Origin of the sequence: Streptomyces sp. NPDC046215 (genome assembly GCF_040646215.1) — a bacterium.
Classification (GTDB): domain Bacteria; phylum Actinomycetota; class Actinomycetes; order Streptomycetales; family Streptomycetaceae; genus Streptomyces; species Streptomyces stramineus.
This window is the reverse complement of record NZ_JBEYZW010000011.1, coordinates 117,693-131,241: the sequence shown is the minus strand read 5'-3', so window position 1 is coordinate 131,241 and position 13,549 is coordinate 117,693. Positions and strand designations below refer to the sequence as shown.

Annotated in this window: 18 protein-coding genes and 1 tRNA gene; 4 read left to right on the top strand and 15 right to left on the bottom strand. The window is 71.1% G+C overall.

The genetic code is table 11. From position 1 onward, the window contains the following. Window positions 1–278 precede the first annotated feature (278 nt). Together ABZ951_RS07775 and ABZ951_RS07770 are read right to left on the bottom strand one after the other, a co-directional pair. Window positions 279–1,916, bottom strand: a complete 1,638-nt coding sequence (locus ABZ951_RS07775; protein WP_344094877.1) for an MDR family MFS transporter — start codon at window positions 1,914–1,916, stop codon at window positions 279–281. Window positions 1,917–1,966: 50 nt separating this feature from the next. Further along, window positions 1,967–2,455 (bottom strand): MarR family transcriptional regulator, encoded by a 489-nt coding sequence (locus ABZ951_RS07770; protein WP_344094875.1) that lies wholly within the window; start codon window positions 2,453–2,455, stop codon window positions 1,967–1,969. Window positions 2,456–2,669: 214 nt separating this feature from the next. Here ABZ951_RS07770 and ABZ951_RS07765 point away from each other — a divergent pair, with 214 nt between their 5' ends. Continuing rightward, window positions 2,670–2,885, top strand: a complete 216-nt coding sequence (locus ABZ951_RS07765) for a hypothetical protein (protein WP_344094873.1) — start codon at window positions 2,670–2,672, stop codon at window positions 2,883–2,885. 27 nt (window positions 2,886–2,912) lie between these two features. Here the strand turns inward: ABZ951_RS07765 and ABZ951_RS07760 are convergent, their stop codons facing one another. The 5 genes from ABZ951_RS07760 to ABZ951_RS07740 form a co-directional block, all read right to left on the bottom strand. Next, window positions 2,913–3,689, bottom strand: a complete 777-nt coding sequence (locus tag ABZ951_RS07760; protein WP_344094871.1) for a hypothetical protein — start codon at window positions 3,687–3,689, stop codon at window positions 2,913–2,915. A 125-nt stretch (window positions 3,690–3,814) separates the two neighbouring features. Continuing rightward, window positions 3,815–4,648 (bottom strand): RNA polymerase sigma factor SigF, encoded by an 834-nt coding sequence (locus ABZ951_RS07755; protein WP_344094869.1) that lies wholly within the window; start codon window positions 4,646–4,648, stop codon window positions 3,815–3,817. A 198-nt stretch (window positions 4,649–4,846) separates the two neighbouring features. Next, entirely contained in the window at window positions 4,847–5,680 is an 834-nt protein-coding gene (locus tag ABZ951_RS07750; RefSeq protein WP_344094883.1) for an RNA polymerase sigma factor SigF, read from the bottom strand. Between the two features lie 319 nt (window positions 5,681–5,999). Further along, entirely contained in the window at window positions 6,000–6,293 is a 294-nt protein-coding gene (locus ABZ951_RS07745; RefSeq protein WP_344094867.1) for a Dabb family protein, read from the bottom strand. Between the two features lie 10 nt (window positions 6,294–6,303). Next, window positions 6,304–6,468 carry a hypothetical protein gene (locus tag ABZ951_RS07740; RefSeq protein WP_344094865.1) on the bottom strand — a complete coding sequence of 55 codons (165 nt, stop codon included), beginning with the start codon at window positions 6,466–6,468 and terminating at the stop codon, window positions 6,304–6,306. Window positions 6,469–7,064: 596 nt separating this feature from the next. On the opposite strand from ABZ951_RS07740, the gene ABZ951_RS07735 reads away from it, so the two are divergent. Next, complete coding sequence (locus ABZ951_RS07735) at window positions 7,065–7,484, top strand: STAS domain-containing protein (protein WP_344094863.1); 420 nt, start codon at window positions 7,065–7,067, stop codon at window positions 7,482–7,484. Window positions 7,485–7,594: 110 nt separating this feature from the next. On the opposite strand, the gene ABZ951_RS07730 is transcribed toward ABZ951_RS07735, so the two are convergent. From ABZ951_RS07730 to ABZ951_RS07710, 5 genes are all read right to left on the bottom strand, one after another. Then, entirely contained in the window at window positions 7,595–7,954 is a 360-nt protein-coding gene (locus ABZ951_RS07730) for an STAS domain-containing protein (RefSeq protein WP_344094861.1), read from the bottom strand. Between the two features lie 319 nt (window positions 7,955–8,273). Then, window positions 8,274–8,363: transfer RNA gene (locus ABZ951_RS07725), tRNA-Ser, on the bottom strand. Window positions 8,364–8,453: 90 nt separating this feature from the next. Beyond that, complete coding sequence (tadA, locus tag ABZ951_RS07720; protein ID WP_344094859.1) at window positions 8,454–8,942, bottom strand: tRNA adenosine(34) deaminase TadA; 489 nt, start codon at window positions 8,940–8,942, stop codon at window positions 8,454–8,456. A gap of 16 nt (window positions 8,943–8,958) precedes the next feature. After that, on the bottom strand, window positions 8,959–9,486 hold the full coding sequence (locus ABZ951_RS07715) for a hypothetical protein (protein ID WP_361279386.1): 528 nt from the start codon (window positions 9,484–9,486) through the stop codon (window positions 8,959–8,961). 173 nt (window positions 9,487–9,659) lie between these two features. Then, window positions 9,660–9,896, bottom strand: a complete 237-nt coding sequence (locus tag ABZ951_RS07710) for a hypothetical protein (protein WP_344094855.1) — start codon at window positions 9,894–9,896, stop codon at window positions 9,660–9,662. A gap of 183 nt (window positions 9,897–10,079) precedes the next feature. Here ABZ951_RS07710 and upp point away from each other — a divergent pair, with 183 nt between their 5' ends. Continuing rightward, the gene (gene upp, locus ABZ951_RS07705) at window positions 10,080–10,715 is read left to right on the top strand and encodes a uracil phosphoribosyltransferase (protein ID WP_344094853.1); all 636 of its coding nucleotides are present in this window, start codon (window positions 10,080–10,082) and stop codon (window positions 10,713–10,715) included. A gap of 73 nt (window positions 10,716–10,788) precedes the next feature. Here upp and ABZ951_RS07700 read toward each other — a convergent pair whose 3' ends face one another. The 3 genes from ABZ951_RS07700 to ABZ951_RS07690 form a co-directional block, all read right to left on the bottom strand. Then, on the bottom strand, window positions 10,789–11,475 hold the full coding sequence (locus ABZ951_RS07700) for a LytR C-terminal domain-containing protein (protein ID WP_344094851.1): 687 nt from the start codon (window positions 11,473–11,475) through the stop codon (window positions 10,789–10,791). 103 nt (window positions 11,476–11,578) lie between these two features. After that, the gene (locus ABZ951_RS07695; RefSeq protein ID WP_344094849.1) at window positions 11,579–11,875 is read right to left on the bottom strand and encodes a type II toxin-antitoxin system VapB family antitoxin; all 297 of its coding nucleotides are present in this window, start codon (window positions 11,873–11,875) and stop codon (window positions 11,579–11,581) included. 188 nt (window positions 11,876–12,063) lie between these two features. Next, window positions 12,064–12,696: an XRE family transcriptional regulator gene (locus ABZ951_RS07690; RefSeq protein ID WP_344094847.1), complete on the bottom strand. Its 633-nt coding sequence runs from the start codon at window positions 12,694–12,696 to the stop codon at window positions 12,064–12,066. 133 nt (window positions 12,697–12,829) lie between these two features. Here ABZ951_RS07690 and ABZ951_RS07685 point away from each other — a divergent pair, with 133 nt between their 5' ends. After that, window positions 12,830–13,534, top strand: a complete 705-nt coding sequence (locus tag ABZ951_RS07685; protein WP_344094845.1) for a phenylalanine--tRNA ligase beta subunit-related protein — start codon at window positions 12,830–12,832, stop codon at window positions 13,532–13,534. Window positions 13,535–13,549: the final 15 nt, after the last annotated feature.

Genomic DNA, 13,549 nt, shown 5'->3' with positions numbered 1-13,549 from the left:
ACCCGAGTACGCCCAGTACGCGGGAGATGCTCCGCCTTGCGAGCTACCGCACCGGACGCCGCGGCCTGATCCGGGCTGATCCGTAAGACACGCCCCAAGGCCCCCGCGGCACGCATGAGGGCCCCGGACCGTGGTGCGCGGGCCGTCCCCTGCCCGTGCGCGCACCACCGTTGTCCGGGGCCCTTCTCCGGGACCGTTCATGCCGTTCAGGTCCCGGGTCTCCGACGGGTGGGGGCGCGTCTCCGCTCAGTTCCGCGCCCCCGCCGCCGGGGTCTGTGTCAGCCCTTCTGCCGGGCCCCTTCGGTGCCCGCCGGAGCGGCCTCGGCGGCCGCCGCCTGCCCGCCGGAGCGGCCGGACAGCGTGACCTCCTTGATGAACAGCGTGATGATGAAGGCCAGCAGCGCGGTCGGGGCGGTGTAGAGGAACACGTCGCCGACGCCGTGCCCGTAGGCGCTCTCGATCACCGTGCGGATCGGGGCGGGCAGCTTGTCCAGCTGGGGGATGCCCCCGCCACCGCCGCCCTGCGCGGCCCCGGCGGCCTTCGGGCCGAGCTCGGCCATGCCGTCCTTGACGTAGTCCGTGACCCGGTTGCCGAGCACCGCGCCGAGCGCCGAGACACCGACCGCACCACCGAGGGAGCGGAAGAAGGTGACGACGGAGCTGGCGGAGCCGAGGTCCTGCGGGGCCACCTGGTTCTGCGTGGCGAGCACCAGGTTCTGCATCATCATGCCGAGGCCGAGGCCCACGAGCGCCATGTACAGGGCCAGGTGCCAGTACGGGGTGTCGTACCGCATGGTGCCCAGCAGCCCCAGACCCGCCGTGAGCAGGATGCCGCCGGTGACCAGCCACGCCTTCCAGCGACCGGTCTTGGTGATGATCTGACCGGAGACGGTCGAGGAGATGAACAGACCACCGATCATCGGGATCGTCATCACACCGGACATCGTCGGCGACTCGCCCCGGGCGAGCTGGAAGTACTGCGAGAAGAAGACGGTGCCGCTGAACATCGCGATACCGACGAAGAGGCTCGCGGCGGACGCCAGGGTGATCGTCTTGTTGCGGAACAGCCGCAGCGGGATGATCGGCTCCGACGCCTTGGACTCCACGAAGACGAAGATCGCACCGAGCACGATCGAACCGGCGACCATGACGTAGGTCTGCCAGGAGATCCAGTCGTAGTTCTTGCCCGCCAGGGTCACCCAGACCAGCAACAGGGTCACGGCGGCGCTGATGAAGAACGCGCCCAGCCAGTCGACCTTGACGTCCCGCTTCACCACGGGCAGCTTCAGCGTCTTCTGCAGCACGATCAGCGCGATGACCGCGAACGGCACACCGACGTAGAAGCACCAGCGCCAGCCCAGCCAGCTGGTGTCGGTGATGACACCGCCGAGCAGCGGGCCGCCGACGGTGGCGACGGCGAAGGTCGCACCGAGGTAGCCGCTGTAACGCCCGCGCTCACGCGGGGAGATCATCGCCGCCATGACGATCTGGGCCAGGGCCGACAGACCGCCGACGCCGATGCCCTGGACCGCGCGGCAGGCGATCAGCATGCCGCTGTTCTGGGCGAGCCCGGCCGCGGCCGAACCGGCGACGTAGATGACCAGGGCTATCTGGACCAGCAGCTTCTTGCTGAAGAGGTCCGAAAGCTTGCCCCAGAGCGGGGTGGACGCGGTCATCGCGAGGAGCGAGGCCGTGACGACCCAGGTGTAGGACGACTGGCTGCCGTGCAGGTCATGGATGATCTGCGGCAGCGCGTTGGAGACGATCGTCGAGGACAGGATCGCGACGAACATGCCGAGCAGCAGCCCGGACAGCGCCTCCATGATCTGCCGATGCGTCATGGGGGCGTCGGAGCCGTCCTGGCCTCCGTGCTTGGCGTGGCCTGCCCCCACACCGGCGGGTGTGGTCGTAGCCAATTGAGTTCCTTACTCCTTGTGCGAGTGCTGGTTCGTGGGGTGCCGACCGCTCACACGGCGGCGCTTGCCTGAGGGGCTTCCTCGTGGTGCGTCTGGTGCGACGGGCGGGCCCGGCAGTCGCCGAAGCTCTCGCGCAGCCGCGCCAGCAAGTCGATGAGGCGGCCGATGTCGTCGTCCGGCCAGTCCTTGAGGAAGGTGGCCAGCGCCTGGGTGTAGCGCGCGGACACCTCCCGCAGCAGCGCTTCTCCGGCGGGGGTGATGCGCAGCAGCCGCGAGCGCTTGTCGGCGGGGTCGGCCTGCCGGTCCAGCCAGCCGCGCTCGGCCGCGTACGCCACATGGCGGCTGGTGACCGACATGTCGACGGCGAGCAGCTCGGCGAGCTTGCTCATCCGGATCTCGCCGTACTGCTGGAGCTGCGCCAGCAGGACGGCGGAGGCCGGCGAGCAGTCGTGCGGAAGCAGCCGCCCGAGATCGCGCCGCACCGCGGCGACGACGCTGAGCTGTCGTGCCAGCTCCTCGTACTGCTCCTGCGCGGCCACCCGGCACCTCTCCCTTTAGGTTGCTTAGGGCAACCATAGAAGCAGCGTTTGGTTGCTACAGGCAAACGAAATCGTGCCTTTCGGGGTAAAGGAAACCTCAAGACCTCGCCGGTGGGTTGTAAAGCACCAGGTAGGAGGGTTTTAGGGTTCCGGCAGGGGAAACGCGCGAGCCCGCCGCGTACGGGCCGGGCCCGCTTCGCTAGGGTCCTGGCCTATGGCCAACCCGCAGCAGCAGAACCCCGAGGGCAGCTACGACCCCGCGGGCAGCACCCAGATGTTCCGCGCCTTCGTCGACGAGGGCACCACCGGGCGCCGCGCCGCCGCCCCGGCGACGCCGGCCGCCACCTCCTCCGGGCCGCGCGTGGGACTGATCGTCGGTGTGATCGTCGCGCTCGCGGTCATCGCGGGCGTGGCGTGGCTCGCGCTCTGATCCCTCGGGTGTGAGGCCCGCGGGGCCTCACTTCCACTTCACCGAGACGTCCCGTGTCTCGACGTGCATGCCCGGCGGCACCCGCCAGTCGTCGACGCAGACCGTCCACGCCTCTTCCTTCGTCTCTCCCGCGCCGATCGGCGCGGGGAGGGGCCGGGAGGAGGTGATCGTCGACCAGTCGGTGCCGAGCGGGCCGATGACGTGGGTGCCGAAGGTGACCGTGCCGTCGGTGACCGGACGGCCGCCGGAATTGGTGAACGTGAGGGTGACCTTCTCGCACCAGCGGCGCTCGTCCGGCTCCCTGCGCGGCTCGCCGTGGGTGAGCTTCGCCGGTGGGGCGGGCGGTGTGCCGGTGGGCGGCTTCGACGGTTTCGAAGGTTTCGGCGGAGGCTTCGGCCGGGGCTTCGACGGAGAGGAGCCGTCCGGTCCGGGGCCCGGAGCCGGGCGGGTGTGCGGCCCGGAGGATGGGGAGCCGCTGCCGGTGTCGACCGGGCTCCGCGCTGTGGGCGGGGCCGGTGCGGGGCCGTCCGAGGTCGTCGGGGGGTCCGGGAGGGGTGCCGTGGCCGCCGAGGGTGCTGCCGGTGACTGCTCCGGCGTCGGAGTAGCCTGTCCGCCGGCCAGCGGGAACAGCTCCACGCCGCCCTGCGGGGGAACGGTCGTCGAACGGGGCGTTCCGGGTCCGGCGGCCCCCGTGGCGACGTAGCCTTCGCGGTCGCTGCCGCCGCATCCCGTGAGTACCGCTCCCAGGGCGAGCGCGAGCACCCCGGCTGAAGCGGAAGCGGAGACGATGGTCTTCCGTCGCATCGGCCCAGTGTGGCTGACGGAGCGTCAGGAGTACATGGGCGCGGCGGATGTGGGTACGGATGTCCGTACGGTCGGGTGTGCGAGCAGGGCCGTGCGCACGGGCGCGCCGTGCCGGCCCGCCGGCGTCAGTCGGCGATCAGCCCTTCCCTGAGCTGGGACAGCGTCCGCGTGAGGAGCCGGGAGACGTGCATCTGCGAGATGCCGACTTCCTCGCCGATCTGGGACTGCGTCATATTGGCGAAGAAGCGGAGCATGATGATCTGCCGCTCCCTCGGGGGCAGCTTGGCCAGGAGGGGCTTGAGGGACTCGCGGTACTCGACGCCCTCCAGCGCGGTGTCCTCATAGCCCAGCCGGTCCGCGAGCGAGCCTTCGCCGCCGTCGTCCTCGGGGGAGGGGGAGTCCAGCGAGCTGGCCGTGTAGGCGTTGCCCACCGCCAGGCCGTCCACCACGTCGTCCTCGGAGACGCCCAGGCACAGGGCCAGTTCGGGCACGGTGGGCGAGCGGTCGAGCTTCTGGGCGAGCTCGTCACTGGCCTTGGTCAGGGCGAGCCGCAGCTCCTGGAGCCGGCGCGGCACGCGCACCGACCAACTGGTATCCCGGAAGAAGCGTTTGATCTCGCCGACGACGGTGGGCATCGCGAAGGTCGGGAATTCCACCCCGCGTTCGCAGTCGAAACGGTCGATCGCCTTGATCAGTCCGATCGTGCCGACCTGGACGATGTCCTCCATCGGTTCGTTGCGGCTGCGGAAGCGGGCCGCGGCGTACCGCACGAGGGGGAGGTTGAGCTCGATGAGGGTGTCACGGACGTACGTACGCTCCACGCTGTCCCGCTCGAGCGTGGCGAGCCGCAGGAACAGTGAACGGGAGAGGGTGCGGGTGTCGATGGCTTCGCAGTCGTCGAGCACGGCGTGCGGTGCGTCATTGGCGAGCACCTTCGCGCTGCCCAGGTCTACGGACATGCCACCCCCTTGAGGTCGCGGACGGGTCACAGCAACACCCTCGTGCGAGGGCTTCAGCCTCCACCTGAATACCGGAGGCCGGGCTGTGGCAAACGCAGTTCCAGCAGAATGTCACATGTCGGCAACACGCTGTAGCGTCAAGTCGACATATCTGCCCACTGACATCGGGGCGCCGCAGGGGCCCGTCACCCGTGAGGGTTAGGCATCGATTCGATTTGCGGAACGCAGTCGGGCGAAGCTCCGGGAGAGCAGCCGGGACACGTGCATCTGGGAGACGCCCAGCTCCGCGCTGATCTGTGACTGCGTCAGATTGCTGTAGTAGCGCAGCAGCAGAATGCGCTGCTCGCGCTCCGGCAGTTGGACGAGCAGATGGCGCACGAGGTCCCGGTGTTCGACCCCGGCGAGGGCCGGGTCCTCGTACCCGAGCCGGTCCAGCAGGCCCGGCAGCCCGTCACCCTCCTGCGCCGCCTCCAGGGAGGTGGCGTGGTACGAACGGCCGGCCTCGATGCAGGCCAGCACCTCGTCCTCGGGGATCCGCAGCCGCTCGGCGATCTCCGCGGTGGTGGGCGTCCGCCCGTGCAGCACCGTCAGGTCCTCGCTCGCGCCGTTGACCTGCACCCACAGCTCGTGCAGGCGGCGCGGCACGTGGACGGTGCGGACGTTGTCCCGGAAGTAGCGCTTGATCTCGCCGACGACCGTGGGCATCGCGAAGGTCGGGAACTGCACTCCGCGGTCGGGGTCGAAGCGGTCGATGGCGTTGATCAGTCCGATCGTGCCGACCTGGACGACGTCCTCCATGGGCTCGTTGCGGCTGCGGAAGCGGGCGGCGGCGTAGCGGACGAGGGGGAGGTTGGCCTCGATCAGGGCGGCCCGGACGCGGGTGTGCTCGGCCGTGCCCGGCTCCAGGGTGACGAACTCCTTGAAGAGCACCTGGGTGAGCGCCCTGGCGTCCGCGCCGCGGCTTCTGGCGGGCTCGCCGGGCTCGGGGTGCTCCTCCCGCTCTTCCTGAGGCTCCTGGTGCGTGGGGGGCACTGGAGCGGCGGCGGGAGGGGTGATGGGAGATGTGGCAGGAGGTGTGACGGGAGGGGTGTCGGGGGCGCCCCCGGCGGCCGGGCCGCCGGGCCCGGGCGTGACGGGCTGTTCGCGCTGGTGGGGGGCTTCGGGGACGGTACGGGCCGACACGGTCACGCCACCCTTCACAGTCAACTCATCCGGCAAAAGCGGTCATAGCATCACAAGACATGTGCACTGTGTGCAAGCACCGCAAAACACCGTGTTGACCACGGAACAGGCCCCTCACCCAAGGGGTGAGGGGCCTGGTGGGCCGGGCGGGGAAAGGGCCGGGGGCCGCTCAGAACGGGTAGTCGGCGATCACCCAGGTGGCGAATTCGCGCCACTGCGCAACACCCGCCTGATGCGCCGGGTGCTCCAGGTAGCGCTGGAGCGCGTCGAGGTCCTCGACGGCGGAGTTGATGGCGAAGTCGTGGGCGATGGGCCGGTCCGAGATGTTCCAGGCGCACTCCCAGAACCGGAGGTCCGGGATGAGCTCGCCGAGCTTCTCGAACGCCTGCACGCCGGCGACGACGCGCGGGTCGTCGCGCTCGACACCCTCGTTGAGCTTGAACAGGACCAGGTGACGGATCACGGGCTGTCCCTCAGTTGATCAGCTGGGTCATGAACTCGCCGATGCTCTTGGCAGCGTCCGAGATGCCCTCGAAGCCTATCTGCACAAGATCGGCCGACCGGGCGGGGGAGTGGATGATCGTGTACGCCACAAAAATGATGACGGCGTAGAGCGCGACCTTCTTCGCCTGTGCCACGGCGCACGCCTCCCCTGAGTCCCCTGTGCCTCTGCGGTCGCGAGATTCTATCCGCACATTTGGCCGAAACGCTGGTTCGGGCCAGGTGGTGGCGGGACCTCACACCACCTTTAAGGACCAAAGGCCCTTCAAGGCGGGCCCTTCGCCGGACTCCCCGCCCTCCCGGGGGGCGGAGGATGGGGGCGTGGTCCCCGTATCTGGCAGGAATGCGGCGGACCAGGGACATGGACCTCACTGCGGGGTTCGGGCCGCGCGTTCCCCCGACTGCGGCCCGTACTTGGAGGCCGTGTCCTCGCCGGGGGAAGCGGCTCTCCCCCCGACGCCGCTTCCCCCGACCTGCATCCCACGCCGCGGCCCGGTCCGACCGTCACGTCCGTCCCGCCCGACGCGCCCCGCGCGCCTCCCGCACCGCCCGCGCACACCACATGGCTCCGCGACGCGCCTGTGCCCCTCAGTGCCTCAGCGGCCCGCTCCCACCCCGTCCGCGCAGGCGGAGATGCGATCACAGCTTTGCGTCGAAGGTGAGATTCGGGTACTGCCGGGGCACCAGAAAGGCATACCGGCATATGCGGGCGTGGGAGGTCGGTGAGAGACCTATGGGAGTGGACGAGCCCGCCTTCGCCATGCGGGAGCGTGTGGCGTTCGGCGCGATCATCATTGAACTGCACGGAGAAATAGACATCTTGGCGGAGCAGCGGCTCCGGCCGCGGGTCGATGCCCTCACGGAGAGATTCCGGGCCGACATCGTGATCGACCTCCGGCGGGTGACCTTCCTGGACGCGAGCGGCTTACGGCTGCTGCTGAGGGCGCGGCACCGGATGATCTGCCGGGGCGGGCGGCTCCGGCTGGTGCGGGGCGTGCCGCAGGTGTCGAAGGTGATGCGGATCGCGGGGGTCGACGGCGGGTTCACCTTCGTGGACACCTTGCCCTCCGCCGCTTCCGCAGCCTCCGCTGCCTCCGCCGCTGCCGCGCGGGCCGAGGAGGCCGGGCCGCGGGACGGGAGCGTGCCGGCCTGAGCGCTCCGCCGGACGCCGGGCGCGTCAACCGGGGTGCGTCGTGGCTGGTCGCGCGGTTCCCCGCGCCCCTTCGGGGCCGGCTGAACCGCACAGGACTTCGCCGAGCACGCTCAGTCGGGCTGGGGCTGCGGCTCGGGCAAGGGGATGTCGTCGAGGCTGCGGTACAGCGGCATGACCTCGCGAAGCCCCGTGAGGGCGAAGACCTTCCTGGTCAAGGGGGCCGGGGCGACCACGTACAGCGCCATTCCGCAGTCCTGTGCGAGCAGCCTGGCCTCCACGAGGACCGACAGCGTGGTCGCCGTCGCGAAACGGGAAGCGGAGAGATCGGCGATCAGGGCGTGACAGGTGGGCCCGTGGGCCTGGATGATGCCGCGCAGGGCGTGCCTCATGCCGGGCGCGTTCTCGATGTCGACCACATCGGGAAACGTCACCACGCAGTGCACGGCCATGATGCGTGTGGGCACCTTCATGAGGTCCTCTTCAGGGAACTGCGAGCTGACCCGGAGAAGGTCGCTGTTCGACCCGCTTCTCGATCCGAGGAAATTCCACCACAAGCGCTGTCGGCCTGAAGCAAAAGCGAGGAGACAAGGCGGAAAGACGTGCCATAGGGGTAGAATTCCCGCCCGCATGTGGGACGTTGGGGCGGTGAGGTTGACCGCGCCGCCGGGATCGCCGTCCGTGCCTCGCCGGGATCGCGGGGATCGCCGTCCGCGCCGGGAGGGGCTTCCGGCGCGCCGGGCGCGCAAAAAACCGCCCCCGACCTGCTCGCGCAGACCGGGGGCGGTTCCATGGCGGTAGCGGTGGGATTTGAACCCACGGTGGAGTTGCCCCCACACACGCTTTCGAGGCGTGCTCCTTAGGCCGCTCGGACACGCTACCGAGAGAGAGCTTAGCGGACGTTTGGCCGTGCCCTGAAATCGGTTCCCGCGAGGAGGGCGCAGGGGGCCTGAGCGGGGCCTCGGCGGGACCTCAGCGGGTACGGAAGAAGTCCGTGAGCAGCGCCGCGCACTCCTCGGCCAGGACGCCGTGGACGACCTCGGGGCGGTGGTTGAGGCGGCGGTCGCGGAGGACGTCGAAGAGGGAGCCGGCCGCGCCCGCCTTCTCGTCGACCGCCCCGTAGACGACGCGGTCCACCCGGGAGAGCACGATCGCGCCCGCGCACATCGTGCACGGCTCCAGCGTCACCACCAGGGTGCAGCCGGTCAGCCGCCACTCGCCCACGGCCCGCGCGGCCTCGCGGATCGCCAGGACCTCGGCATGGCCCGTCGGATCGCCCGTGGCCTCGCGTTCGTTGCGGCCACGGCCGATGACGGAGCCGTCCGGGCCGAGCACCACGGCACCGACCGGCACGTCTCCGGTCCCGGGGGCCGAGGCGGCCTCGGCCAGGGCGGCCCGCATGGGGCCGCGCCACGGGTCGCGCACGGGGTCGGGGCTGCGGTCGGGGGCGGCGTCGCTCATCGCACCAGTGTGCGGGTCAGCGGACGGCCTCCAGGACCTCGGTGCAGCCGAGCATGTCCGCGATCTCGCCGAGGGCGTCCTCGCTGAGGGCGGCCAGCTCCCGCTCGCTCATGCCGAGGTCGGCCAGGATCTGGGCGTCGCCCAGCGGCCCGGCCGGGGCCGGCGGCGAGGCGTCCGCGGTGTCCGCGACGGCCCCGTCCTCCTCCGGCTCGCCGTCCTCCGTGCCGTCGAGGTCGACCAGGCTGTCCAGATCGCCCTCCGGCTCCTCGCGGCCGAGGAGCTCGTCGGCGAGCAGCGCCCCGTACGAGCTGCGGCGGGCGGCCGCGGCGTTGGAGAGATAGACGCGGGGGTCCTCCTCGCCGTCCACCCGGACGACGCCGAACCAGGCGTCCTCCTGCTCGATGAACACCAGGACCGTGTCGTCGTCGACGGAGGCGTCCCGGGCCAGGTCGGCGAAGTCGGACAGGGTTTCCACGTTGTCGAGGTCTGTGTCGCTCGCTTGCCACCCGTCTTCGGTGCGCGCGAGCAGTGCGGCGAAGTACACCGTGACTCTCCCACTGGTCATAGGCGGTGCCGGGCCGGACGGGGACCACCCCGCCCACTCGGAATCGTGGCAGAAACCTCGCCGATGCGAGAGGTCTTCCGCGCTGCGTCGTGCAGCAGTCCGAGAGATGTGGCTCACCCGGGGCCCGGACGGGCATCTTCCGGGCGGGCGTGTCACCAGCGGAAGGTGCGCATCCGCATCTGCTGCCGCATCCGGGCGGCCCGGGCCCGGCGGGGCTGCACCCGGTCGCGGAGCTCCTTGGCCTCGTTCAGTTCGCGGAGGAACTGGGCGCGTCTGCGCCGGCGCTCCATGTCGCTCTCCTCCCGGCTGCCGCCGGGCGCGCCCGGCGGCTCCGCCGCGGGCACCGTGTCGGTCGTGCGGGTGTTCTCCTGGATGTCCCGGTCAGCCATGGGCTGCACCACCTCGCGCCGAGGTCCTCGCCCGGAGTAGCAGGCCGGGCGTACGTGCCCACTTTCCCCCTAAGTGGTGGTTTGATGCCAGTGCGGCGACAGACTGTCGAAGGCACCCTTTCGAGGGCGCTCCCGGCGACCGCGCGGGAGCTGGCGCCCGAAAGCTCGGTTAATGTCGTTGTCATGCGGATCCACGTCGTCGACCACCCGCTGGTGGCGCACAAACTCACCACGCTGCGCGACAAGCGCACGGACTCCCCCACCTTCCGGCGTCTCGCCGACGAGCTGGTCACCCTGCTCGCGTACGAGGCGACGCGCGACGTGCGCACGGAGCAGGTGGACATCGAGTCCCCGGTCACGGCGACCACCGGCGTCAAGCTGTCCCACCCGCGGCCCCTGGTCGTGCCGATCCTGCGCGCCGGGCTCGGCATGCTCGACGGCATGGTCCGGCTGCTGCCGACGGCCGAGGTCGGCTTCCTCGGCATGATCCGCAACGAGGAGACCCTCAAGGCGGAGACCTACGCGACGCGGATGCCGGAGGACCTCTCGGGTCGCCAGGTCTACGTCCTGGACCCGATGCTCGCCACCGGCGGCACGCTCGTCGCGGCGATCAACGAGCTGATCGAGCGCGGCGCGGACGACGTCACCGCCATCACGCTGCTGGCCGCGCCCGAGGGCGTCGAGGTCATGGAGCGCGAGCTCGCGGGCGCCCCGGTCACCGTGGTGACGGCCTCCGTGGACGAGCGCCTCAACGAGGACGGCTACATCGTCCCGGGCCTCGGCGACGCGGGCGACCGCATGTACGGCACCGCGGGCTGACCCGCACCGGGAACTGACGCCTACGGGCCGGCCACCGGCCGGCCCGTAGGTCGTTCCACCCCGCCGCGACCGTTCAGCACTCCGCGGCCGGAGCCGGCCGCGAAGGCGTCGGGGCGGGCTTGTCCCCCGGCTTCTCCGGGTGCGGCTGTCCGCCGATCTCCGTCAGGGCGCGGTCGGCGTCCTGCTTCGCGGCCAGCTCCTTGAACTCCGCGCCGAGGATCAGATCGACGTCACCCCCGGTGCGCGCGTCGTTCTTGACCTGCGTCCCGGCGAGCTGGGTGCCGAGCACCTTCAGGGCCCCTTCGGCGGCTTCCGGGGGGCCGAGCAGCAGCCCGGTGTTGGCGACCTTCTTGTCGTACAGGGGCGGGGCGTTCCCCACCTTGCCGATCTTGAAGCCGCGCTTGGCGAGCTCGTCCGCGGTGATCTTGGCGAGGCCGCCGCGCGGTGTGGCGTTGTAGACGTTGACGGTGATGGTGTCGGGCTTGGGCAGTGCTTTCGGCGCCGCCTTGCAGTCGCCTTTTCCGGCCTTCTCGGCCTTCGCACCCTTGCCGTGGGCCTGCTGCGACGTGTCGTCGGCGCTGCCGCCGGTGAACACGTCGACGAGCTGGAGCGTTCCCCACCCGGCCAGGCCGAGGGCGACGGTCGCGGAGGCCACGGCGAGCACGATCCTGCGGCGGTTTCTGGGGCGGCGCATGTGCGGGAAGCGATTGCCCGTGATGCGATATTTTCCGCCCATGCCGGGAGGGGTGAGCATGCTCATGGGCGCAGCGTAGTGCGGGCCGGGGCCGCTGCCTACTAAATGATCAATGGGTTCGCCCGGCCCAACCCGAAAGGCCGAACAACGGCCGGAAACGGCCCCCGGATCAGTCCAGTTCGAGCACGCGGGCGTGCAGCACCTGGCGCTGCTGGAGGGCCGCGCGCACCGCGCGGTGCAGGCCGTCCTCCAGATAGAGATCGCCCTGCCACTTCACGACGTGGGCGAAGAGGTCGCCGTAGAACGTCGAGTCCTCCGCGAGCAGGGTCTCCAGATCGAGCTGCCGCTTGGTGGTCACCAACTGGTCGAGACGCACCGGGCGGGGGGCGACGTCCGCCCACTGCCGGGTGCTCTCCCGGCCGTGGTCGGGGTACGGCCGCCCGTTTCCGATGCGCTTGAAGATCACACGGAAAGCCTACCGGGCAACCGGCCACGGGCGCAGCCACGGCACGGGAGTGCGAAGGCGACAATCGGCCGCATACCAGGAGCGATGTCCGGTGCCCGGTCCTTTTATTTACCGGCCACTCGGCCTGCGTACCGAGGTTATGCACAGCCTGTGGAGGAAAACCGCCCGCACCTGCGGGCGGTCGGCGGCTAGCGCCCGGCGCCCGCGTTCGGCGGTACGAGCACCACGCCGGTGTACTCGGCGAGCGACGGGCCGCGGTTGGCGTAGGAGTGCGGGTGGTCCCCCGCCATCCGCAGGCCGTGCCCGGCCGGAACCTCCGCCTCCTGCCCGCCGACCGTGACGGTGAGGGCACCCCGGAGCACGTGGATCAGCTCCACCGTCCCCGCGACGTGCGCCTCGCTGTGGTGCTCCTCGCCGGGGGCGAGCCGCCAGTGCCACAGCTCGGCGCCCGCCGGCTGCGTGGCGCCCGTCACCAGCCGGCCCGCGCCGCCGTCCGGGCCCGCCCACAGCTCCGGCTGGTGCTCCGGCGGCGACGGCTGGAGCAGCGGCGCCGCGGGCTGCCGGAGCAGGTCCGTCAGGGGGACGGCGAAGGCGTCGCAGAGGCGGACGAGGGTGGCGAGGTTGGGGTTGGAGCGGCCGTTCTCCAGGGCGACGAGCATGCCCTTGCTGACGCGGGCGCGGGCGGCCAGCGCGTCGAGGCTCCAGCCGCGCTCCTTGCGCAGGGCCCGGGCCCGCGCGGCGACGGCCTCCATGACGGACCGGTCGTCCATGGCCGCGGGCCCGACCTCCTGCCGGTCCGCCTTCGCCGTGCCGTCGCTCATCCCGTCCGCCCGCCTCTTTCCGCCGCTCGCTTGTGTCGGTCGTTCGATGCTACCGTCCATCGCACTTGAATGACCGACCGAGTGACCGACCGAAGTGACCGACTGAACGACGACTGCGCGGGAGCGTGACGGCATGGTGCCTCTGTCCATGGAACTCGACGCGGTGGCCGCGAGCGTACGAGTGGACGACGCCGTACGCGAGCTGCGCCCCGACTTCGCCGTCCTGGTGATCGCCGCGGAGGGCCTGCCCACCGGCCCCACCGACGCCTGGTCGCGCGGCCTGCTCAAGGAAGCCGCCGCGAGCGCGGCCGGCCTGGACGCCACCGCCGAACCGCACATCGCCGCCTGGCGCGAGGCGTACACCGCCTTCGGCGCCAAGCCCGGCCGCACCCGCAACAGCGCCGAGGCCCTCGTCCGCCGGGCCGCCGCGGGCCTGCCCGAGGTCAACCTCCTCGTCGACGTCTACAACGCCGTCTCCGTCGCCCACCGGCTCCCCGTGGGCGGTGAGGACCTCGACGCCTACGCGGGCGCGCCCCGGCTGATCCGCGCGACCGGCGCCGAGCCGTTCGACACCGTCGCGAGCGGTGCGGCCGCGGTCGAACACCCGGAGCCGGGTGAGGTCGTGTGGCGTGACGACCTCGGGGTCACCTGCCGCCGCTGGAACCACCGTCAGTGCGTCCGCACCCGCATCACCGAGGAGACGACCCGCGCGCTGTTCCTGTTCGAACGGCTCGCGCCCATGCCGCTCGACGCCCTCGACGCGGCCGCCGGCGACCTGCTCGCCCGGCTGCGCGAACGCGCCCCCGGCCTGCGCTCCGCCTCCCGCCTGGTGCGGTGACCCCCGGCGGATCCG